Source organism: Brevundimonas sp., from assembly GCF_051860745.1.
Taxonomy (GTDB): domain Bacteria; phylum Pseudomonadota; class Alphaproteobacteria; order Caulobacterales; family Caulobacteraceae; genus Brevundimonas.
This window is the reverse complement of the sequence record NZ_JBHYDN010000001.1, coordinates 15035-34923: the sequence shown is the minus strand read 5'-3', so window position 1 is coordinate 34923 and position 19889 is coordinate 15035. Positions and strand designations below refer to the sequence as shown.

The 19889-nt window shown below is 69.0% G+C and carries 19 protein-coding genes; 9 read left to right on the top strand and 10 right to left on the bottom strand.

All coding sequences use genetic code 11. The features are described 5' to 3' along the window. Positions 1-8 precede the first annotated feature (8 nt). From zwf to ACTIEW_RS00145, 5 genes are all read left to right on the top strand, one after another. Positions 9-1469: a glucose-6-phosphate dehydrogenase gene (zwf, locus tag ACTIEW_RS00165; RefSeq protein ID WP_439475883.1), complete on the top strand. Its 1461-nt coding sequence runs from the start codon at positions 9-11 to the stop codon at positions 1467-1469. After that, the gene (pgl, locus tag ACTIEW_RS00160) at positions 1462-2181 is read left to right on the top strand and encodes a 6-phosphogluconolactonase (RefSeq protein ID WP_439475882.1); all 720 of its coding nucleotides are present in this window, start codon (positions 1462-1464) and stop codon (positions 2179-2181) included. Before zwf ends, pgl begins: the two co-directional genes overlap by 8 nt. Next, positions 2181-4073: a phosphogluconate dehydratase gene (gene edd / locus ACTIEW_RS00155; RefSeq protein ID WP_439475881.1), complete on the top strand. Its 1893-nt coding sequence runs from the start codon at positions 2181-2183 to the stop codon at positions 4071-4073. The genes pgl and edd overlap by 1 nt, the downstream gene beginning before the upstream one ends. Positions 4074-4131: 58 nt before the next feature. Beyond that, positions 4132-5109: a glucokinase gene (gene glk / locus ACTIEW_RS00150; protein ID WP_439475880.1), complete on the top strand. Its 978-nt coding sequence runs from the start codon at positions 4132-4134 to the stop codon at positions 5107-5109. An 84-nt stretch (positions 5110-5193) separates the two neighbouring features. Continuing rightward, positions 5194-5451 carry a hypothetical protein gene (locus ACTIEW_RS00145; RefSeq protein ID WP_439475879.1) on the top strand — a complete coding sequence of 86 codons (258 nt, stop codon included), beginning with the start codon at positions 5194-5196 and terminating at the stop codon, positions 5449-5451. A 93-nt stretch (positions 5452-5544) separates the two neighbouring features. On the opposite strand, the gene ACTIEW_RS00140 is transcribed toward ACTIEW_RS00145, so the two are convergent. The 6 genes from ACTIEW_RS00140 to ACTIEW_RS00115 all read right to left on the bottom strand — a co-directional run bounded on the left by ACTIEW_RS00140 (position 5545) and on the right by ACTIEW_RS00115 (position 10787). Further along, complete coding sequence (locus ACTIEW_RS00140) at positions 5545-6348, bottom strand: DUF1295 domain-containing protein (RefSeq protein ID WP_439475878.1); 804 nt, start codon at positions 6346-6348, stop codon at positions 5545-5547. Between the two features lie 41 nt (positions 6349-6389). After that, positions 6390-6782, bottom strand: a complete 393-nt coding sequence (locus tag ACTIEW_RS00135) for a hypothetical protein (protein WP_439475877.1) — start codon at positions 6780-6782, stop codon at positions 6390-6392. Beyond that, positions 6779-8077, bottom strand: a complete 1299-nt coding sequence (hmgA, locus tag ACTIEW_RS00130) for a homogentisate 1,2-dioxygenase (RefSeq protein ID WP_439475876.1) — start codon at positions 8075-8077, stop codon at positions 6779-6781. The genes ACTIEW_RS00135 and hmgA overlap by 4 nt, the downstream gene beginning before the upstream one ends. A 65-nt stretch (positions 8078-8142) precedes the next feature. Then, positions 8143-9264, bottom strand: coding sequence for an acyl-CoA dehydrogenase family protein (locus ACTIEW_RS00125; protein WP_439475875.1), 1122 nt, complete (start codon positions 9262-9264; stop codon positions 8143-8145). A gap of 3 nt (positions 9265-9267) precedes the next feature. After that, complete coding sequence (locus ACTIEW_RS00120) at positions 9268-10467, bottom strand: acyl-CoA dehydrogenase family protein (RefSeq protein WP_439475874.1); 1200 nt, start codon at positions 10465-10467, stop codon at positions 9268-9270. Between the two features lie 62 nt (positions 10468-10529). Further along, positions 10530-10787, bottom strand: coding sequence for an Lrp/AsnC ligand binding domain-containing protein (locus tag ACTIEW_RS00115; protein ID WP_439475873.1), 258 nt, complete (start codon positions 10785-10787; stop codon positions 10530-10532). 47 nt (positions 10788-10834) lie between these two features. Between ACTIEW_RS00115 and ACTIEW_RS00110 the strand changes: the two genes are divergently transcribed. Then, a complete protein-coding gene (locus ACTIEW_RS00110; protein ID WP_439475872.1) occupies positions 10835-11653 on the top strand; it encodes an alpha/beta hydrolase in 819 nt (272 codons plus the stop codon). A gap of 405 nt (positions 11654-12058) precedes the next feature. Next, positions 12059-12733: a bifunctional 4-hydroxy-2-oxoglutarate aldolase/2-dehydro-3-deoxy-phosphogluconate aldolase gene (locus tag ACTIEW_RS00105; protein ID WP_439475871.1), complete on the top strand. Its 675-nt coding sequence runs from the start codon at positions 12059-12061 to the stop codon at positions 12731-12733. On the opposite strand, the gene ACTIEW_RS00100 is transcribed toward ACTIEW_RS00105, so the two are convergent. From ACTIEW_RS00100 to ACTIEW_RS00085, 4 genes are all read right to left on the bottom strand, one after another. Further along, entirely contained in the window at positions 12730-15567 is a 2838-nt protein-coding gene (locus tag ACTIEW_RS00100; protein ID WP_439475870.1) for a M16 family metallopeptidase, read from the bottom strand. The genes ACTIEW_RS00105 and ACTIEW_RS00100 overlap by 4 nt on opposite strands. Positions 15568-15636: 69 nt before the next feature. After that, the gene (locus tag ACTIEW_RS00095; protein WP_439475869.1) at positions 15637-16485 is read right to left on the bottom strand and encodes a ribokinase; all 849 of its coding nucleotides are present in this window, start codon (positions 16483-16485) and stop codon (positions 15637-15639) included. Between the two features lie 61 nt (positions 16486-16546). Further along, on the bottom strand, positions 16547-17479 hold the full coding sequence (locus tag ACTIEW_RS00090; RefSeq protein ID WP_439475868.1) for a nucleoside hydrolase: 933 nt from the start codon (positions 17477-17479) through the stop codon (positions 16547-16549). 46 nt (positions 17480-17525) lie between these two features. Continuing rightward, positions 17526-18188, bottom strand: coding sequence for an aspartate/glutamate racemase family protein (locus ACTIEW_RS00085; RefSeq protein ID WP_439475867.1), 663 nt, complete (start codon positions 18186-18188; stop codon positions 17526-17528). A 79-nt stretch (positions 18189-18267) separates the two neighbouring features. Here ACTIEW_RS00085 and ACTIEW_RS00080 point away from each other — a divergent pair, with 79 nt between their 5' ends. Then, entirely contained in the window at positions 18268-19536 is a 1269-nt protein-coding gene (locus tag ACTIEW_RS00080) for a DUF819 family protein (protein ID WP_439475866.1), read from the top strand. Between the two features lie 7 nt (positions 19537-19543). After that, entirely contained in the window at positions 19544-19888 is a 345-nt protein-coding gene (locus ACTIEW_RS00075) for a hypothetical protein (RefSeq protein WP_439475865.1), read from the top strand. Position 19889 lies beyond the last annotated feature (1 nt).

Sequence of the window (19889 nt, the reverse complement as noted above, 5' to 3'; positions counted from 1 at the left end):
GAGAGCGCATGGCGGCCCTGGTGCTGTTCGGCGGCGGCGGCGACCTCGCCATGCGGATGCTGTTGCCCTCGCTCTATTTCCTTGAGCACGACGGCCTGCTGCCCGACGGGCTGAAGATCATCGGCGCCGCCCGCTCGGACGAAAGCCGGGATGAGTATGTCGCCAAGGTCCGCGCCGCGGTCGAGGGCAAGGCCCGCGCCGACGACGCCTGGTCGGACACATCCTGGGCCCGCCTTGACGCCCGGCTCGACTATCTGCCCGTCGACGCCACCGATCCCGCCAGTCTGAAACCGCTCAAGGACAGGGTCGGCGATGGCGGCGTGACTTCGTTCCTCGCCGTTTCGCCCTCGCTCTACGGCCGCATCGTCACGGCCCTGAAGGCCGCCGGCCTGGCCGAGGCGACCGACCGCGTGGTGCTGGAAAAGCCGGTCGGCCGCGACCTTCAGTCCTTCCTTGCGATCGACGACGCCGTCGCCCACGCCTTCTCGGAGGACCAGGTCTTCCGCATCGACCACTACCTCGGCAAGGAGACGGTCCAGAATCTGATCGCCCTGCGCTTCGGCAACACCATCTTCGAGCCGTTGTGGAACAGCCTGAGCATCGACCACGTCCAGATCACGGTCGCCGAGACCTTCGGCGTCGGCGACCGCTGGCCCTATTACGACGAGTACGGAGCATTGCGCGACATGCTCCAGAACCATATGCTCCAGCTGCTCTGTCTCGTGGCCATGGAGCCGCCGTCCGACCTCGACCCGGACTCCGTCCGCAACGAGAAGGTCAAGGTTATCCGCTCGCTTCGTCCGGTCACCCACGACGAGGTCGAGCGGGTCACAGTGCGCGGACAGTACGTCGCCGGAACCAGCGAGGGCAAACCCGCGAAACCCTATAGCGAGGAGCGAGGTCAGGCGTCCGACACCGAGACCTTCGTGGCCATTCGCGTCGACATCGACAACTGGCGCTGGGCCGGCACGCCGTTCTTCCTGCGCACTGGCAAGCGGCTGGCCGAGAAGCGGACGGAGATCGTCATCCAGTTCAAACCGGTGCCCCACTCCATCTTCGACCACGGTGAGCGCGGCCATATCGCGGCCAACCGGCTGATCATCGAACTTCAGCCCGAGGAAGACATCGCCTTGTCGGTAATGAACAAGAAGCCGGGGCTGGACCAGCGCATGAAGCTGCAGCCGATCCAGATGTCCCTGTCCTGGGGCCAGGGCGACAAGGACGCCAGGCCGCCCCGCCGCCGCATCGCCTATGAGCGGCTGCTGCTCGACGCCCTCGCCGGGGACTCCACCCTGTTCGTGCGCCGTGACGAGGCGGAACAGGCATGGAAATGGATCGATGAGGTCTCCGACGCCTGGCGCGGCGCCGCCTTCAAGCCGAAGCAATACGCGGCCGGAACCTGGGGGCCGCCCGAGGCCGATCTGCTGATGTCGCGGACCGGGCGGGAATGGAACACCGGCCATGGTTGAGGTCGCACCCGGAATCGAGGCCTTCGCGGATGGCGACGCCTGGGCTGACGCCTGCGCCGCCCGCCTGACCGATGCCCTGACCGCCGCCTTGGCCGATGCGGGCAGAGCCGTCTTCGCCGGCTCCGGCGGCTCGACGCCCGCGCCGGTCTACCGCCGCATGGCGCAGGCGGACCTCGACTGGTCCCGCGTCGCCGTCACCTTGGTCGACGAACGCTACGTCCCCGAAACTTCGCCCGAGTCCAACGCGGCCCTGCTGAAACGGTCCCTGCTGACCGGCCCCGCCGCCGCGGCGCGCTTCGTGCCCCTGTTCCACCCCGCCGTCACCGTCGACCGCGCCGCCGCCCTCGCGGCCCACGCGCTGGCGGCCGAGGGCGGCAAATTGGACGCCGTCCTTCTCGGCATGGGGGAGGATGGCCATATCTGTTCCATGTTCCCTGACAGTCCGACCCTGAAGACCCTGCTTTCGCCTGGGCTCCGACCGACCGTGCTCGGCGTGCCGCATGGCCGCGACGGCGCCGCGCCGAGCCTCGAGCGGCTGACCATCAACCTGCCGTATCTGATGGCCGCCCGCCGCGTGGTCCTGGCCATCACCGGCGCCGCGAAGCGCGCGGTTTTCGAGCGCGAGGCCGCCGGCGACCCGGCGATCAGACCCATCGCCGCCCTGATCGCGGCCAAAGTACCGCTTGACGTTCTGTGGACGGAGAAAGCGTGATGCCGACCCTGAACCCCGTGGTCGCCGAGGTCACCGCCCGCATCGTCGAACGCTCCAAGGCGACCCGCGCAGACTATCTGCGCCGCATGGACGCCGCCCGCTCATCCGGGGCCGGCCGCGCCAAACTGTCCTGCGCCAACTGGGCCCACGCTTTCGCCGGCGCCCCGGTCAAGGACAAGCTCAACGCCATGTCGGGGACCCAGCCCAATGTCGGCGTGGTCACCGCCTACAATGACATGCTGTCGGCGCATCAGCCGTTCGAACGCTTTCCGCAGATCATCCGCGACGCCGTGCGCGAGGTGAACGCCACCGCCCAGGTCGCCGGCGCCACGCCCGCCATGTGCGACGGCGTCACCCAGGGCCGTCCCGGCATGGACCTGTCGCTGTTCAGCCGCGACGTCATCGCCATGTCCACCGCCGTGGCCCTGACCCATGACGCCTTCGACGCCGTGGTCTGCCTCGGCGTCTGCGACAAGATCGTCCCCGGCCTGTTCATGGGCTCGCTCGCCTTCGGCCACCTGCCGGTCGTCTTCGCCCCCGCCGGCCCCATGCCGTCCGGCATCCCCAATTTCGAAAAGGCCCGGGTCCGCGCCGAATACGCGCAAGGCAAGGTCGATCGCGCGACCCTGCTGGAGAGCGAGATCGGCTCCTACCATTCGCCCGGCACCTGCACCTTCTACGGCACCGCAAACTCCAACCAGATGATGATGGAGCTGATCGGCCTGCACCTGCCCTCGACCGCCTTTGTCCACCCCGAGACCGGCCTGCGCGACGCCCTGACGGCGGCGGCGGGCAAGCGTGCGGTGGAACTGGCCCGCAGCGGTCAGGGCCGGATGGCTGATATCGTCAGCGAGAAGGGCGTGGTCAACGCCATCGTCGCCCTGCTGGCCACCGGGGGCTCGACCAACCACGCCATCCATCTGGTCGCCATGGCGCGCTCCGCCGGCATCCTGATCGACTGGACCGACATGGACCAGCTGTCCTCGGTCACTCCGCTGCTGGCCCGGGTCTATCCCAACGGCTCGGCCGATGTGAACGCCTTCCAGGCCGCCGGCGGAGTCGCCTTCGTCGCCCGCGAACTGGCCGGAGCCGGCCACATCCATTCCGACGTCGTCACCATCATGGGCGAGGGCATCCATCACTATTTCCAGGAGCCGATGCTGATCGACGGCGAGCTGGTCTGGAAGGACGGCGTCACCCAAAGTCTGGACACGGACATTCTGCGCCCCGCCTCCGACCCCTTCGACCGCGAGGGCGGCCTGCGCCTCGTGCAGGGCGACCTCGGCCGGGCCGTGATCAAGGTCTCGGCCGTCAAGCCGGAGAACCGCATCGTCGAGGCCCCCGCCGCCGTGTTCGAGACCCAGGAGGACGCGCTGCAGGCCTTCCGGGACGGCCGGCTGGATCGCGACGTCATCGTCGTCCTGCGCTTCCAGGGCCCCAGGGCCAACGGCATGCCCGAACTGCACAGCCTCTCGCCCGCCCTGTCCGTGCTTCAGGACAAGGGCTTCAAGGTCGCCTTCGTCACCGACGGCCGCATGTCCGGGGCCTCGGGCAAGACGCCCGCCGCCATCCACGTCTCGCCGGAAGCCCTCGCCGGCGGTCCGCTGGCCCATGTCCGCGACGGCGACATCATCCGCCTCGACGCCGACGCGGGCGTGCTCACGACCGTCGGCGTGCCCGACCTGGCCGCCCGTCCGCCCGTTCCCCGCTCGACGGTTCACGCCGAGGGCTCGGGCTGGGGCTATGGCCGCGAACTGTTCGCCGCCTTCCGCCACGTCGTCTCGACCGCGGAAGAGGGCGCATCCGTCTGTTTCGCCCCGCCCGTCGGCGCTCCGGCCCAGGTCGATACGCCGCCCGACAACAATATCGTAGACCGCGCGGTCGACGCATGACGCGCCTTCAAGCCGTGAGCCGCCGCGCGGCGAACGTCAGGGAAAAAAGGATGTTCCGATGACCATCGCCTGGGACAAGACCTTGCTCGTCGGGGACGTCGGCGGCACCAACGCCCGCTTCGCCCTCGCCCACATGGTCGAGGGAAAACCGGTGCTCGAACACCACGAAAGCTTCCCCGCCGAGACCTATCCCACCTTCCTCAGCGGGGTGAAGGCCTTCATCGACGGCTGCGAGGTCAAGCCGACCGGCGGCGTCATCGCCGTCGCCGGCCCGGTCACGGACGGCGAGATCGACCTGACCAATTCCCCGTGGCGGGTGTCCGAGGCCGAACTCCAGACCCTCGGCCTCAACCCCGTCCGCCTGATCAACGACTTCGAGGCCCTCGCCTGGGGCGCGCCGGTGGTGCCCGATGACATGCTGGCCTCGCTCGGCGGCCCCGCCGAGGGCGAGCCCCACACGGCCATCGCGGTGCTGGGCCCCGGCACCGGCTTCGGCGTCTCCGCCCTGGTGCGCGACGGCCGGGGCGGCGAGATGGCCATGCCGTCCGAAGGCGGACACGCCTGTTTCGCTCCGGGCGACGCGGTCGAGGACGAAATCCTGCGCATCCTGCGCCGCCGCTACGACCGCGTCTCGATTGAGCGGCTGATCTGCGGCCCGGGCCTGCTGAACATGCATCGCGCCCTGGCCGAGATCGACGGCCGCGAGAGCCACATCGAGGACCCCGCCCAGATCACTGCCGAGGCGATGGAGAACCCGGCCAGCCCGTGCGGCGCCACCCTGGCCCGCTTCTGCGCCATCCTCGGCGCCGTGGCCGGGGACATCGCCCTGACCACCGGCGCGCGCGGCGGCGTCTATATCGCCGGCGGCATCGCCCCCCGCATCCTGCCCTTCCTCAAGGCCAGCCCATTCCGCGAGCGGTTCGAGCGCAAGGGACGGTTCCAGGACTATATGGCCGCCATCCCGACAAACGTGATCCTGCACAAACACGCCGCCCTGCTGGGCGCGGCCCGTGTGGCCTTCTCTGCAGAAGGCTGAGGTTCCAACACTTTTTTCTCACGCCGCCGTGAACCTGATCGGTGCGGCGGAGTTATGAGGTCTCCACTCTGGAAGGATATCCTCATGCGTAAACTGATCATCGCCGCCGCCGCCACCTTCGCCTTCGCCGGCCTCGCCGCCTGCGGGGAAAGCGCCGCCGACAAGCAAGCCGAAGTGCAGGCCGACGCCCTGGAAGAACAGGCCGCCGCCGCCCCGACCGAAGCCGCCGAGACGGCCCTCAACGCCGAGGCCGACCGCGTCGAACAACAGGCTGGCAACGCCGACGGCGGCATGACCACCGAGAACACGCCGAACACCTCGCCGTCGACTCCCGCTCAGTAAGACGGTTCAATCGGGGCTTCATGACCCCCGGTTCAATCAGAACGGTCAACCCCCGTCGCGCTCGCGGCGGGGGTTTTTCTTGGCTGTCGATCTTCAGATCTTCTTCGGCGGCCAAGGGATGAAGGGGCTGGTCCGGCGCACATAGTCGGCATAGCCCGGCCGCGTGCCGTGGATGGCCTTCTCCGTGATTCCGATCCCGGACCATTTCGTCAGGGTGAAGGTCAGGAACAGCGGCCCGGCGATCGCCCACAGCCCGGGCCCGGTCTCGGCCGCGATCAGATACAGCCCCCACCACACGCAGGCGTCGCCGAAATAGTTCGGGTGCCGGGTCCAGCGCCACAGGCCCCTGTCCATCACCTGGCCCTTGTTGGCCGGGTCCTTCCCGAACGCCGCCAGCTGGGCGTCGCCGATGCTCTCGAAGCCGATGCCGATCACCGCCAGCACGGCCCCGGCCCAGCCGACCCAGCCCACGGTCGGCTCGATTGCGACCTGTCCCAGTTGCACCGGCAGCGAGGTCAGCCAGGCCAGCACCGCCTGTGGCAGGAACACCACCAGCAGCCCCGTCTTGCCGAAGCCCCAGCCCCGGCTCTTCTCCATCCGCCCAAGCAGATCGAGGTAACGGCCGTCCGCCCCGTGCATCCGCCAGCGCCGGTACAGATGCCAACCCAGCCGCAGGGCCCAGACCCCGACCAGCCAGAGCAGCAGCCATTTTCGCGTCGGGTCGCCCTCGGTGCGTGTAAACGTCGCCAGCGCCAGCAGCAGCATCCCCATCGGCCAGACGGCGTCGATGAAGCTGACGTCCTTCAACCGCAGGGACAGGGTCCACAGCCCGACCATGACCACGACGATCAGGGCCAGGTTTAGACCCAGCAGGGCGGTGATCTCTGTCAGACTCATGGGTCAGAAACGTTCCTGGAGATGCGCCGGATGCGAGGCGGTCAGTCGACGCAGATCGTGGCCTCGGCCTTGCCGCCCTCGACCGTGGTGTAACAGCCGAACCGGCTGCTGCTGGCCTGGCACTGGCCCACCACACTGGTTCCGGCGGCCGGAGCGTTGGCCACGTCCTCGACCCGACAGTCACCCGCGCAGTCGTCGCCATCGGTGCAGCGCGTCCCGGCGTCGGCATAGGTGATCACGCAGCGCACGGACTGCATCCGGCCCTGCGGCAGCATCTTGCCGCCCCGCGCCGCGCAGGCCGCCGCGTCCTCGCTGCCCGCGACCGACTGGACCGCGGGCGTGACCTCTGCGAGTTCGGTCGTTCCATCGCTCGCCGGCATGGGCTGGCAGGCCGCCATCAACACCGCCGCCGCCACAATCAGAATGCGCTTCATGTCACTTGGCCCTTCTCAAATCCGGTCCAGACATCATCGTAGTCCAGCTGCATCGTCGGACTGGTTTGCGCCCATTCCGTGGTCCGGATCGGGGCCCGGGTCTCGAACATGAAGGCCAGGGTGTCGGTAATCTTCACCGGCTTGAGGTCAGCGGCCACCGCCTTGTCATAGCTGGCCTGATCCGGCCCGTGTCCGCTCATACAGTTGTGCAGCGAGGCGCCGCCCGGCGCGAACCCGCCCTCCTTGGCGTCATATTCCCCCGTCACCAGCCCCATGAACTCGCTCATGACGTTCCGGTGGAACCACGGCGGACGGAAGGTGTCTTCGCCCACCATCCAGCGCGGCGGGAAGATGACGAAGTCGCAGTTGGCCGTCCCCGGCGTATCCGAGGGCGAGGTCAGGACGGTGAAGATCGACGGGTCCGGATGGTCGAAACTGACGGTGCCGATCGTGTTGAACCGGGCTGTGTCATACTTGTACGGCGCATAGTTGCCGTGCCATCCGACCACATCCAGCGGCGAGTGCGGGAAGGTCGTCGACCACAGCCGCCCGCCGTATTTCTGCACACACTCGGTCGGCCGGTCGATATCCTCGAACGCGGCCGCGGGCGCCTGGAAGTCGCGATGATTGGCCAGGCCGTTCGAGCCGATCGGTCCCAGGTCCGGCAGGCGGAAGGCGGCGCCGTAGTTCTCGCAGACATAGCCCCGGATCGGCCCGCCGCACTCGACGCGGAATCGCACCCCGCGCGGAATGACCACGATCTCGCCGGGCCGGGCGTCGATCCGCCCCATCTCGGTGACGAAGGTCTGGTCGCCCTGCTGCGGCACAATCAGCATCTCGCCGTCGGCGCAATAGAACACCCGGTCCGTCATCGACCGGTTGGCCGCATACAGATGGATGCCGACGCCAGACAGTGCTTCGGCGTCCCCCGTGCCGCCATAGGTCGTCAGCCCCTCGACCCAGTCCGTCGGCTGGCCCGGCATCGGCAGCGGATCCCATCGCATCCGGTTCGGGGTCGGCGGCGCGTCATGGAACGGCCCCGACCGCACCAGCCCCTGCGAGAACGGCTTGTAGGCCGGATGCTGGGCCGACGGCCTCAGCCGGTACAGCCACGACCGCCGGTTCTCGCTCCGCGGCGCCGTGAACGCCGTCCCCGACAACTGTTCCGCATACAGTCCCATCGGCGCCCGCTGCGGCGAGTTCCGCCCCTCGGGCAGGGCGCCGGCCACGGCCTCGGTCGCGAAATGGTTGCCGAAGCCGGACAGGTATTGAGGCGCGTTGGAGCGAGTCGTCATGGCAAGTGTCTCCCGTAGGAGAGGGTGTAACGCGGTCCCTCTCCCATTGGGAGAGGGCTTCTGTTCTAGAATCCCTGCGCCCGCGCCATCCGCTCCTGATGGAACCCGGCATCGCCCAGAAGTTCATTCAACACGCGCACCCGCTTCATGAACAGACCGACGTCGAACTCGTCGGTCATCCCCACGCCGCCGTGCATCTGCACCGCCTCCTGCACCGCCAGTTCGGCGACGCGCCCGGCCTTGGCCTTGGCAACCGAGACGGTCAGCCCCGCGTCGGGCCGTCCCGCGTCGAGCGCCGTCAGCGCCCCCATCACCGCCGCCCGCGCGATCTCGATCTCGCTGAACAGATGGGCAGAGCGATGCTGCAACGCCTGGAACTCGCCGATCAGTTTCCCAAACTGTTTGCGCGTCCGCAGATAGGTCAGCGTCGTCTGGAAGGCCTGATCCCCCGCCCCGTTCAGCGACGCCGCCGCGCAGGCCCGGCCCAGGTTCAACGCGCCTTCCAGCAGGGCCTCGCCGCCATCGACCGAGCCGATCACCGCGTCCGCATCGACCTCGACATCCGTCAGCCTCACCCGCGCGGCATTGTGGGCGTCGACCATGACCGTCCGCTCGATCTCGACCCCCGCCGTCTTGGGATCGACCAGAAACAGGGTCAGCCCGTTGTCGGTCAGGGCCGCCACGATCACCGCATCGGCCACATGGCCGTCCAGCACAAAGCCCTTGGCCCCGTTCAGCCTGAAGCCGTTGCCCGACCGTTCCGCCACCGTTGCGATCCGCGCCGGCGCGTGCTTGGCGCCCTCGTCCACCGCCAGCGAGACGATCGCCTCGCCCGCCGCGATCCGGGGCAGCCAGGCCGCCTGCTGTTCGACCGAGCCGCCGTCCACCAGCACCTTGGCCGAGAGCACCCCCGACCCCAGGAAGGGGGACGGCGTCAGTGTCCGCCCCAGCGCCTCGGCCATCACCCCGGCCTCGACGGCGCCGAGACCCGAACCGCCGTGTTCCTCGGGAATGATGACGCCCGCGAATCCCATCTCCCCGAACGCCTTCCAAAGGTCGCGCGATACCCCGTCGGGGTCCTTGCTGTCGCGCAGCTTGCGCAGATGGGTGATCGGCGCGTGTTCGTTGAGGAAGCCGTCGGCGGCCTCCTTCAGCATGGTCTGCTCTTCGGTCAGGATCAGGGGCATGGCTCAGGCTCCCGGAAGCTGCAGCAGGTGTTTGGCGATGATGTTCAGCTGAACCTCCGAGGTCCCGCCCTCGATGGAATTGGCCTTGGTCCGCAGCCAGTCGCGCGCCGCCTTGCCGCCCCTCGACCGCTCGCCTTCCCACTCCAGCGCATCCGACCCGCCCGCCGCCATCAGCAGCTCGTGCCGACGCTTGTTCAGCTCGGACCCATAGTATTTCAGCATCGAGGCGATGGCCGGATGCGCCTGTCCGGCCTTCACCTGATCCCCGGTCCGCTCCATGGCCAGACGGAAGGCGGCGGCGTCGACTTCCAGCTCGGCGATCCGTGCACGGAGCATCGGCTCGTCCAGCCGCCCATCCTGATCAATCCCGATCGAACCGGTCGCCACCTGACCCAGCGGCCGCCCGCCGCCGGCCTCGCCCATGGCCCCGATCATGGTCCGCTCATGCGCCAGCAGATGTTTGGCCACGTCCCAGCCGCGGTTCAGCGTCCCGACCAGATGGGCCTTCTCCACCCGTACATCGTCGAAGAAGGTCTCGCAGAACGGGCTCTTGCCGCTGATCAGGGTGATCGGCCGGGTGCTGACCCCCGGCGTCGCCATGTCGATCAGGACGAAGGAGATGCCCAGATGCTTGGAGGCCTCGGGGTCGGTCCGCACCAGACAGAAAATCCAGTCCGACTTGTCGGCATAGGAGGTCCAGACCTTCTGGCCGTTGACGATCCAGTGGTCGCCCCCCCCTCCAGGAATTGGGTCTTCCGCCCGCGTCTGGATCGCCGCCAGATCAGACCCCGCGCCCGGCTCGGAATAGCCCTGGCACCAGCGGATCTCGCCGCGCACGATCTCGGGCAGGAAGCGTTGCTTCTGTTCCTCGGTCCCGAAGGCCAGCAGGGCCGGCCCCAGCATCCACACTCCGAAACTGGCCAGCGGCGCCTGGGCGTCGATGCGGCGCATCTCCGAGCCCAGCACCTTGGCCTGTTCACGGCTCAAGCCCCCGCCGCCGTATTCGGCGGGCCACTCCGGCGCGGTCCAGCCCTTCGCGCCCATCCGTTCCAGCCAGACCTTGTGCGCCGGCGTCGGGAAGACAGCGTCGCGCCCGCCCCAGACCCGGTCCTCGTCGCTCTCCACCGGGCCGCGACATTCGGCCGGGCAGTTGGCCTCAAGCCAGGCGCGGGTCTCCGCGCGGAACGCTTCCAGATCCGACATACTCACTCCTCGTCATCCCGGCGAAAGCCGGGACGTTAGCAGCGATTCCGGATGACGTAGCGTCAGCCCCCGCCGGGCAGGAAGGGCGAAAAGGTTATGACCGTGAAGGTGTCGCGGATATTGGCCCGGGTCTGCACCGACCGGGTCACGAACGTGCCGATGTCCATGTCCTTCGGCAGCTGGAATTTGGCCAGCAGGTCGTACTGGCCCGAGGTGGAATAGACCTCCGAGACGTATTCGACATTGTCCACCATATCGGCCGCCACATCGTTGGCGTGGCCCAGCTCGCATTTGATGAAGACGAAGATGGCGGTCATCATGGCGGCGGTCCTTCCCGAGCGTTGGACGGTGTCTAGCGGATGATGGCGTGCCGGGTAAGAGCGACAGGATCGACTACGAAGCGGAATACAATAACCGCGCCCGCGTGCCAGGTCATCCCGCCGTCATGCAGCGCTGGCGCGAGACCGCCGAGGCTGCCCGCGCCGCCCATCCGCCGCTCGAGCTCGCCTATGGCCGCGGGCCGCGCGAGATCATGGACCTGTTCGACGCCGGGGACGCCGCGCCCGTCGCTGTCTTCCTGCACGGCGGCTACTGGCAGGCGCTGGACAAGGACTGGTTCTCCGGCCTCGCCCCGGCCTTGCTCAGCCATGGCGTCAGCCTCGCCGTCCCCTCCTATGACCTCTGTCCCGCCGTCCGCCTCGGCGCCATCCTGCGCCAGGTCCGCAGCGCGGTCGAAACCGTCCGCGAACGCACCGGCGTCCGCCCCGTGGTCTTCGGCCACTCCGCCGGCGGGCATATGGCCGCCTGCATGCTGTCCGAGGGCCGCGCCTCGGCCGCCGTGGCCATCAGCGGGGTCTTCGACCTCGCACCCCTGATCCCGACCTCCCTGAACAAGGCCCTCGACCTCGACGCGCGCGAGGCCGCCGCCCTGTCGCCGATCCACTGGCCCGTCCCCAACGGCTCAACCCCCGGCGGCACGGTGCTGGACTGCGTCGTGGGCGCCGACGAAAGCCCCGAGTTTCTGCGCCAATCCCGGATGATGGCCGACCACTGGGCCGCCGATGGCGTCAAGACACGCTATGACGCCCTGGCCGGTTTGAACCACTTCACCGTGCTTGACCCGCTATTCGACCCGGGAAGCGCGATGGTGAGGCGGATCGCCGCCCTGGCCAACGCCGCCGCCTGACACCGTCGTCTCTCCCGCCTCCGCGAATGGGCCGGATGCGCCGATAGTGACAATCATCGCCCCCATCGCTCGAATTCAAAGCTTGACCGTAAAGAGAAATGGTTGTGTTTGCACACATTCGGCCCCACTCTTGCCGCCGGTCGCGTCCAGTAGAGTCCCATGTTCCGCACCCTGCGAAAGTTCATCCGGCAGCTTCGCTGTCGCCGTCATCGCTGGCGTCCCGACCGCAAGGTTGCGGGGCGCGAATTCTGCGATCTGTGCGGGGCCAGACGGAAAACGGCCTGAGCGAGTCGCCGGTTTCGAAACACAAAGTTCCACACCTTCCCCCACCGGCGCTTTCCCGGAACGCGGCGGGTGGGATAAGCATGGCGGGCTGCCGGAGCGACCGGCGGAGGAAATCAGACCATGCGCCACGACCGCCTCGCCGTCCTGACCGCCCTGGAATCGCAGGGCGTGGCCCCGGTCTTCTACCATCCTGATCCGCAGGTCTGCCTCAACGTCATCCGCGCCTGCGCCCGCGGCGGGGCGCCCGTGGTCGAGTTCACCAACCGTGGCGACTTCGCCTGCGACCTGTTCGGCGACATCGCCCGCGAGCTTCAGAAGACCGACCCCGGCGTCATCCTCGGCATCGGCTCAGTGGTCGATGCGGGCACGGCGTCGCTCTACCTCAACCGCGGCGCCCGGTTCGTGGTCAGCCCCTGCCTGATCCCCGACGTCGCCCGCGTGTGTAATCGGCGCATGACGGCGTATTTCCCTGGCTGCGGCTCGGTCACCGAGATCGGCCAGGCCCATGAGCTGGGCTGCGACATCGTCAAACTCTTCCCCGGCGCCAGCGTCGGCGGCCCCGACTTCATCAAGGCGGTCATGGCCCCGATGCCGTGGACGAAGATCATGCCCACGGGCGGAGTCGATCCCGACGCTGCCAGCATCGCCAAATGGTTCGGCGCCGGCATCGTCGCCGCCGGCATGGGTTCGAAACTGGTCACTGACGCCGCGGTCAAGGCCGGCGACTGGGCGGGCGTCGAGTCCAGCGTGCGCCAGACCGTCGAGGCGGTCGCGGCCTTCCGCGCCTCCCGCTAGAGCCCCAGCGTCGGGCTGTTCAGGTCCAGGTCCGCAGCGGGGATCACCACCACATCGGGGTGAGCGGCCCGCAGGGCGTCGATGAACATCGAGGCTTGCCCGACCACCACTACCCAGGCCTGATCAGCGCTGACGCGGCGCGCGGCCGCGGTCAGGCTTTCCGGCGTCGTCGCGGCGACCCGGTCCAGATAGGTCTCGATCTCCGACAGCGGCAGGCCATAGACCACCGCATCGGCCAATAGGCCGCCCAGGCCGCCCGTGGTCTCGAGCGCCCGCGAAAAGCCGCCGGTAATGAAGGTCTCGCGGTTGGTGACCTCGGCGTCCGCCACCGGCTCGACCGCCAGCCGGTCGAACTCGGCCAGCACCAGGCCGACGACCTCGGCCGCGCTCTCGTTCTTGGTCTGGGTCGCGGCGGTCAGCAGGCCGCCGTCGATGCGGGCGCCGACCGAGGAGTTGGCGCCGTAGGACAGGCCGCGCTTGGCCCGGATTTCCTGGAACAGCCGCCCGTTCTGGCCCGAACCCATCACGGCGTTGGCGACCAACAGCGGATAGTAGCCCTCGTCCGAGCGGCGCGGTCCGCGCACCGCCGCCGTCACCGCCGCCTGACCGGCCCCCGGCAGATCGACCACCACGATGCGCGGGGCCGGCGCCGCTCCGGCCCGGTTCCCGACCGTCGGGGCCGCTTCCGACGGCCGTTCCCAGCCGCCCAGCATCCGCTCGGCGAAAGCAAAGGCCTCTTCGGGCTCCATGCCGCCCGTGATGATCAGGGCGGCGCTGTCCGGCCGCCACCAGCGGTCATGGAAGCCGGCGATCTGGTCGCGGGTCATGGCCGCCACGGAATCCGGCGTACCCGCCGACGGCGCACCATAGGGCGCCGCGCCGAAGGCCAGCCGGTTCAGCACCAGCGAGGCCAGCGGACCGGGCTGGCGCAGATTGACCCGCAGGGCGTTGACCGCCTGGGTCCGGCTGCGCGCCACCTCTTCCTCAGCGAAGGTCGGGCGTTGCACGACGTCTGCGAACACCGTCCCTGCCGCCTCGGCCGAGGCCGTCGGCGCCGACAGGAACAGGATGGTCGAATCCGCTCCCGCTCCGCCGCCGATATTGGCGCCCAGCGCCTCCAGTGTTCGCGCGATCTCGGGCGCCGACCGGTCGCCCGCGCCCTGGCTGGCCAGTCCGGCCGTCATCGCCGCCAGTCCCGGCCGGTCCGCGGGATCCCCCGCCGCCCCGCCGGCCAGGACCAGCTGGACATTCATGATTGGCAGATCGGTCGATTTCGCCACGATCACCCGCAGGCCGTTCGGCAGGGTCCGCTCCTCGATCCGCGGCGTCGTCATGGCCCGGACCTCGCCCGGCGCCGGCGGCGCCATGCGCTGGTCTTCCGGCAGCAGTTCGTTGGCCGCCAGCACCGCCGGCGGCACGGTCAGGAAGGTCGGAACCGGAGCCGGGTTGCGCCAGCTGTCCTCCGGCACATCGGCCGGGCGCGCGCTCTCGTCCTGATACCGGACCGAGACCCGCGCCTGATCATTCAGCCAGGTCCGGGCCACCCGCTGCACGTCTGCCGCAGTCACCGCCTGGATCGCGGCAAGCCGCGTATCGGCCGCGCGGGAATCATTCTCCGACACGATCGACTGGCCGAGAATGAAGGCCCGGCCCGAAGCGGTTTCGCGCTGGCGCAGCTCGCCCGCCACGATCTCGGTCCTGGCCTCCGCCAGTTCCGCCGCCGTCACCGGCTCGTCGCGCACCCGCGCCAGTTCGGCGTCCAGCGCGGCCTCGACGTCGACGATCGCCTTGCCCTGGGCCACGACGGCGGTGACGGAGATGACGCCGTCCTCCTCCATCGCATTGGCGCCGAAGCCGGCGTTGGACGCCAGTTGCGAACGATAGACCAGTGACTGGTACAGGCGCGAGCTCTCACCGCGCGACATGATCGCCTGCAGCACATCCAGCGCCGCATTGTCGGGATGGTCAGCGGCCACGCCCGGATAGATCACCCCCACGGCCGGCAGGGGCACGTTCGGGGCATAGGCCTCGACCATGCGCGGGGTGGTCCGCGGCGTCTCGACGGGCCGTTCGAACACCGGCACCGGACGATCCGGGTTCGGAATGTCGGCGAAATACTGGTCGACCCAGCGGTCCAGCTGGGCCGGATCGAAATTGCCCGAGATGATCATCGTCGCAGTGGCCGGGCGGTAGTAGGCCTCGTGGAAGGCGCGCGCGTCCTCGATCTGCGCTGAGTCCAATTCCTCAATCGAACCGATCACGCTGCGGCGATAGATGCTCTCATCGAAGCTGTTGTCGCCCAGCACGAAGCGCTGGAAGCGGCCGTAGGGCGGGGCGTATACCCGCTGGCGCAGCTCTTCCTTGACGATCGACCGCTCGGCGTCGAACACCGCCTGGTCGACCACCGGCCGCGCCATCCGTTCGGCGTGGGTCCAGAGCATGGTCTCGAGGTACTGCGGCGGCACCGTCTCATAGTAGTTGGTGAAGTCCTGTCCGGTGGAGGCGTTGCGCGACCCGCCGGCGTTCTCGACCATCGTCGAGATGCCGCCATAGGGGATGTTGACCGTCTTGCGGCTCAGGATGTGCTCGAACAGATGGGCGAAGCCGCTGCGCCCCTGCGGATCGTCCTTGCCGCCGACGTCGTACCAGAGGGTCACGGTCACCGTACCCGCCGTGGCGTCCGGCATGGCGTAGACGTCCAGCCCGTTGGCCAGTTCGCGATGGGTGAACTCCAGCGGCGGGACCGAGATCGGCGCGGGCGCGGCCGTCTGGGCGAAGGCGGGCGTGCACAGGGCGAGCAGCGAAGCCCCCAGAAGCGCGGCGGTTCGGGTCATGTCGGGGGTCCCCAGTCGATCAGCTCTGAACAGGTCCGCGACCCTATCAGCGACCCGCCGCGGCCCTAGTTACGACCCTGTAATGATCGCCTCGACCTCGTCGCGGGTCGGCAGCGACGGCTGGGCGCCCGGCCGGGTCGCCGCGATCGCCCCCGCCGCGCAGGCGAACCTCAGCGCCGCCTCAGGCTCCATGCCTTCCAGCAGGGCGACGCAGATCGCCCCGACGAAACAGTCCCCCGCGCCGGTCGCATCGACCGCCTTGACCTTCGGCGGCGTGGCCCGGGCGATCTCGGCCCCGCGCTGGTACATGACCGCGCCCCGGGCCCCCAGCGTCACCACCACCCGACCGCCGCCCTGGTGCAGCCCGTCGCCATAGAAGTCCGCCTCGGTCTCATTAACCACCAGCAGGTCGGCCCGACGCAGCAGCTGGTCCGACACCGGCGCCGCCGGAGCCAGGTTGACGCAGACGAACTCGGTGGCCCGCCCCGCCGCCGCCTCGACCGTCTCGATCGGCAGCTCCAGCTGCAGGATCAGCGGCGTCTCGATCCGCGCGGGCAGCTGTTCCGGCATGGCGCTGTGGTTCGCTCCCGCCGCCACGACGATCTGGTTCTCGCCCTCGGGATCGACCGCGATCAGGGCCACGCCGGTCGGCGCCGTGGCGTCCGTCACCACCCCGCCGACATCGACATCGTCGGCCATCAGCAGGGCCATCGCTTCCTCGGCCATGCCGTCGCGCCCGACCCGGCCGATCATACAGACCTCGGCCCCCAGCCGCTGCGCCGCCAGCGCCTGATTGGCGCCCTTGCCGCCAGGATGCCGCGCCAGAGTCGCCCCGGTCACGGTCTCACCCGCCCGCGGCAGGCGCGGCGCGCTGGCGACGAAATCCAGATTGATCGAACCGACGACGGTGAGTCTCATTTTCCTCCCCCGCCTTGGGGGAGGGGGACCGCGCGAAGCGTGGTGGAGGGGGCCGCCGGCCTCATGCGCAAGCCTCCCCGATCAGCCCGAACACCCCGTCCGCATCACCCGAGACGGCCCAACGGTGCGGCAGCGACCCGGCGACGGCCTTGCGAAACTCCACCGCCGTGTGACCGCGTGTCAGCTCGCTGTCAGTCTCCACCGCGATCCGGCAATGTTTCAGCTCGAACAGCGCCGGCTTCAGCAGCCAGGCCACCGGACAGGGGTCATGCACCGGCGGCGCGTCCCAGCCGACGATCTCGCGCTCCACCCGCTGCGAGAACCGCATCATCGACGCCGCCGCGTCCGCCATCGGCGTGCGCACGGCCTCCAGCGCCGCGATCCGCGCCTCGGTCGCCCGCACCTGATGGGTCGCGTCCAGCCCGAACAGCACCACGTCGCAGCCGGTCGCCAGCACCTCGGCCGCCGCCTCGGGATCGGCCCAGATATTGAACTCGGCCGAGGCGGTGATATTGCCGCCCTCGGACCGCGCCCCGCCCATGACCGCGACCGGCCCCAGCCGCCCGGCCAGCGCCGGTTCCTTGCGCAGCGCCAGCGCCAGATTGGTCAGCGGCCCCAGCACCGCCAGCGCCACGGACTTCGCCGGTCGGCCCATGACCAGTTCGATGATCGCGTCCACGGCGTGCCCGTCCGCGCACGGCGCATCCGGCTCGAACGGCGCCATGTCGCCCAGCCCTTCGGCGCCGTGGAACTCCCCCGCCCCCGCCGGCTCCCGCCGCAACGGCCGGTCCGCGCCCATGAACACCGGCACATCTTCGCGCCCGGCGATCTGGCGCAGGATGCGCGCGTTCCGCGCCGTCTTCACCACCGGCACATTCCCGCCCACGGCGGTGATCGCCAGCAGCTCGAACGCCTCCGAACCGAAGGCCAGCATCAGCGCCACGGCGTCGTCCACGCCGGGATCGCAATCGATGATGAGGGCTTGTCGGGTCACGTTTCAGGTTTGGAGCGGGTCGCGCCGATAGGCAACTCCAGCGCTTCTACTTGCACCGCGCCACGCACGCCGCCGCCAGCACCTCGGCCGAATCCACCAGCGGCACGGACACGTCCTCCGCCGACAGCAACAGCGGCACCTCGGTGCAGCCGGCGATCACCGCCTCGGCGCCCGCCGCGACCAGCAGGGCCGCCAGACGGCGCATCTCGGTGCGCGGGGCCTCGCCGAGGTCGCCGCGCTTCACCGCATAGACGCAGGCCATGAAGCCCTCACGCGCGGGGCCGCTCAGACGTACGATCTTGGCGCCCTTCGTCTGCAGCGAGCGGGTGTACAGCGCCTCGCCGCCCGGCGTGGCCAGCACGCCGATCTTCTTGGCCCCGCCCGCCGTCGCGACCTCGGTGGTCTCGGCGATCATGTCGATGAAGGGCAGGCCGGCCTTCTTCACACCCGCCGCCTGGGCGTGGGCGGTGTTACACGGCATGGCCAGCACCTGGGCCCCGGCGTCGCGCAGCCGCATCGCCATCTGCCCCAGCGTCTTCTCGGCGGCGTCAGGCGCGCGATTGCGGTCCGGCACCTGCGGATTGATGTCGGCGATGATGCGGATATGGTCCTGATCGCCCTCGGCCGGCGTCAGCGCCTGCACCCGCGCCAGAAAGGCCACGGTCGCGGCGGGACCCATGCCGCCCAGAACGCCCAATACCTTGCCCATACCATCCTCAAACTTTTCGCCGCCCTTGCCAGGCGGACGGTCAACCGCCCTTATGCGCGGAAACGACAGGGAAACGCCAATGCCGACCGAAACCGAGGCCGCGACGGCCCTCATCACCAATGACGCAGTCGTCCTCGGCCTGCTGGCCGCCATTCTCGGCGCCGTCTTCTGGGCCTCCAGCCTGTCGCACCCGTGGATAAAGCGGTTCTTCACCGTCATCCCGGCCCTGCTGCTCTGCTATTTCCTGCCCTCGCTGCTGACGACCTTCGGCGTCGTCGATCCCGAAACGTCGAAGCTCTATTTCATAGCCTCCCGTTTCCTCCTGCCCGCTGCGCTCGTCCTCCTGACCGTCTCGGCCGACCTTCCGGCGGTGGTCGGACTCGGACCCAAGGCGCTGATCATGTTCGCCACCGGCACGGTCGGGGTGATGATCGGCGGTCCGGTCGCCCTGCTGCTGACCAGCTGGATCGCGCCCGAGCTGATGGGGGCGGGGCCCGAAGCCATCTGGCGCGGCATGTCCACCGTCGCCGGCAGCTGGATCGGCGGTTCGGCCAACCAGGCGGCGCTGTACGAAATCAACGCCCCCTCCGCCGACACCTTCTCCATCTGGATCGCGGTCGACGTCGTCGTCGCCAACATCTGGATGGCCGTGGTCCTGTTCATCGCCGCCAACCAGCGTGGCTTCGACAAACTGTTCCGCGCCGACGCCTCCGCAGTCGACCGCGTCCGCGACAAGGCCGAGGCCTATGAGTTAGAACACGCCCGCGTCCCCAGCCTCAAGGATCTGATGCTCATCCTCGCCGTCGGCTTCGGCGCCGTGGGTCTGTCCCACGCCATCGCCGATCCGCTGTCCGCCTGGTTCGGCGAGTCCTATCCGTGGGCCCAGCGGCTGTCGTTCGACTCCAGCTTCTTCTGGCTGGTGCTGACCGCCACCGTCATCGGCGTGCTGCTGTCCTTCACCCCCGCCCGCAAGCTCCAGGGCCCGGGTGCGGCCAAGGTCGGCTCGGTCTTCGTCTATGTGCTGGTCGCCACCGTGGGGCTGAACATGAACATCGGCGCCATCCTCGACAGCCCGGTCTATTTCGCGATCGGCGGCGTCTGGATGCTGGTCCATGTGATCCTGATGTTCGGCATGGCCTTCCTGATCCGCTCGCCCAGCTTCTTCCTCGGCGTCGGCTCCATGGCCAATATCGGCGGCGCCGCCTCGGCCCCGGTCGCGGCGGCGGCCTTCCACCCGTCGCTGGCCCCGGTCGGGGTGCTGCTGGCCGTAGTCGGCTACATCATCGGCACGGCGGCGGCCTGGTTCACCGGCCTGGTGATGATGCAGATCGCGGCGGGGGTGGGGTAGGACCTCGATGAGCGGCGACGCCGACGATTGGGCCGAAGTGATGCGGGTCGTCGCCGCGATTGTCGGTGAACGCCCGGAATACACGCCTGCGGTCCAGCAGGGCCTCGAAGACCTGTTGCTGCTCGTCCGCAGCACCAACCGCCCCGCACCCTCTGTCTCGCCGGGATACTGGCCAACGTTCTGCCTGACATGGAAGACCGAGGAAGCGCGAAATCTCCAGATCGAAGTCTTCGAGGACCGCTACGAGGTGTATCGGTTCTTCGATGGGAAAACAGACATCTGGTATGAACCTCATCCGGGTGGAGGAGGCCTGTCCGACGCTTTCATAGCCGAGCTACCGCAAGCGGCTTGAA

What these genes read in the sequence shown, in the direction of transcription:
- zwf (WP_439475883.1), top strand. Translation starts at nt 9, where the DNA reads ATGGCGGCCCTGGTGCTGTTCGGCGGCGGCGGCGACCTCGCCATGCGG.
- pgl (WP_439475882.1), top strand. Translation starts at nt 1,462, where the DNA reads ATGGTTGAGGTCGCACCCGGAATCGAGGCCTTCGCGGATGGCGACGCC.
- edd (WP_439475881.1), top strand. Translation starts at nt 2,181, where the DNA reads ATGCCGACCCTGAACCCCGTGGTCGCCGAGGTCACCGCCCGCATCGTC.
- glk (WP_439475880.1), top strand. Translation starts at nt 4,132, where the DNA reads ATGACCATCGCCTGGGACAAGACCTTGCTCGTCGGGGACGTCGGCGGC.
- ACTIEW_RS00145 (WP_439475879.1), top strand. Translation starts at nt 5,194, where the DNA reads ATGCGTAAACTGATCATCGCCGCCGCCGCCACCTTCGCCTTCGCCGGC.
- ACTIEW_RS00140 (WP_439475878.1), bottom strand. Translation starts at nt 6,348, where the DNA reads ATGAGTCTGACAGAGATCACCGCCCTGCTGGGTCTAAACCTGGCCCTG.
- ACTIEW_RS00135 (WP_439475877.1), bottom strand. Translation starts at nt 6,782, where the DNA reads ATGAAGCGCATTCTGATTGTGGCGGCGGCGGTGTTGATGGCGGCCTGC.
- hmgA (WP_439475876.1), bottom strand. Translation starts at nt 8,077, where the DNA reads ATGACGACTCGCTCCAACGCGCCTCAATACCTGTCCGGCTTCGGCAAC.
- ACTIEW_RS00125 (WP_439475875.1), bottom strand. Translation starts at nt 9,264, where the DNA reads ATGCCCCTGATCCTGACCGAAGAGCAGACCATGCTGAAGGAGGCCGCC.
- ACTIEW_RS00120 (WP_439475874.1), bottom strand. Translation starts at nt 10,467, where the DNA reads ATGTCGGATCTGGAAGCGTTCCGCGCGGAGACCCGCGCCTGGCTTGAG.
- ACTIEW_RS00115 (WP_439475873.1), bottom strand. Translation starts at nt 10,787, where the DNA reads ATGATGACCGCCATCTTCGTCTTCATCAAATGCGAGCTGGGCCACGCC.
- ACTIEW_RS00105 (WP_439475871.1), top strand. Translation starts at nt 12,059, where the DNA reads ATGCGCCACGACCGCCTCGCCGTCCTGACCGCCCTGGAATCGCAGGGC.
- ACTIEW_RS00100 (WP_439475870.1), bottom strand. Translation starts at nt 15,567, where the DNA reads ATGACCCGAACCGCCGCGCTTCTGGGGGCTTCGCTGCTCGCCCTGTGC.
- ACTIEW_RS00095 (WP_439475869.1), bottom strand. Translation starts at nt 16,485, where the DNA reads ATGAGACTCACCGTCGTCGGTTCGATCAATCTGGATTTCGTCGCCAGC.
- ACTIEW_RS00085 (WP_439475867.1), bottom strand. Translation starts at nt 18,188, where the DNA reads ATGGGCAAGGTATTGGGCGTTCTGGGCGGCATGGGTCCCGCCGCGACC.
- ACTIEW_RS00080 (WP_439475866.1), top strand. Translation starts at nt 18,268, where the DNA reads ATGCCGACCGAAACCGAGGCCGCGACGGCCCTCATCACCAATGACGCA.
- ACTIEW_RS00075 (WP_439475865.1), top strand. Translation starts at nt 19,544, where the DNA reads ATGAGCGGCGACGCCGACGATTGGGCCGAAGTGATGCGGGTCGTCGCC.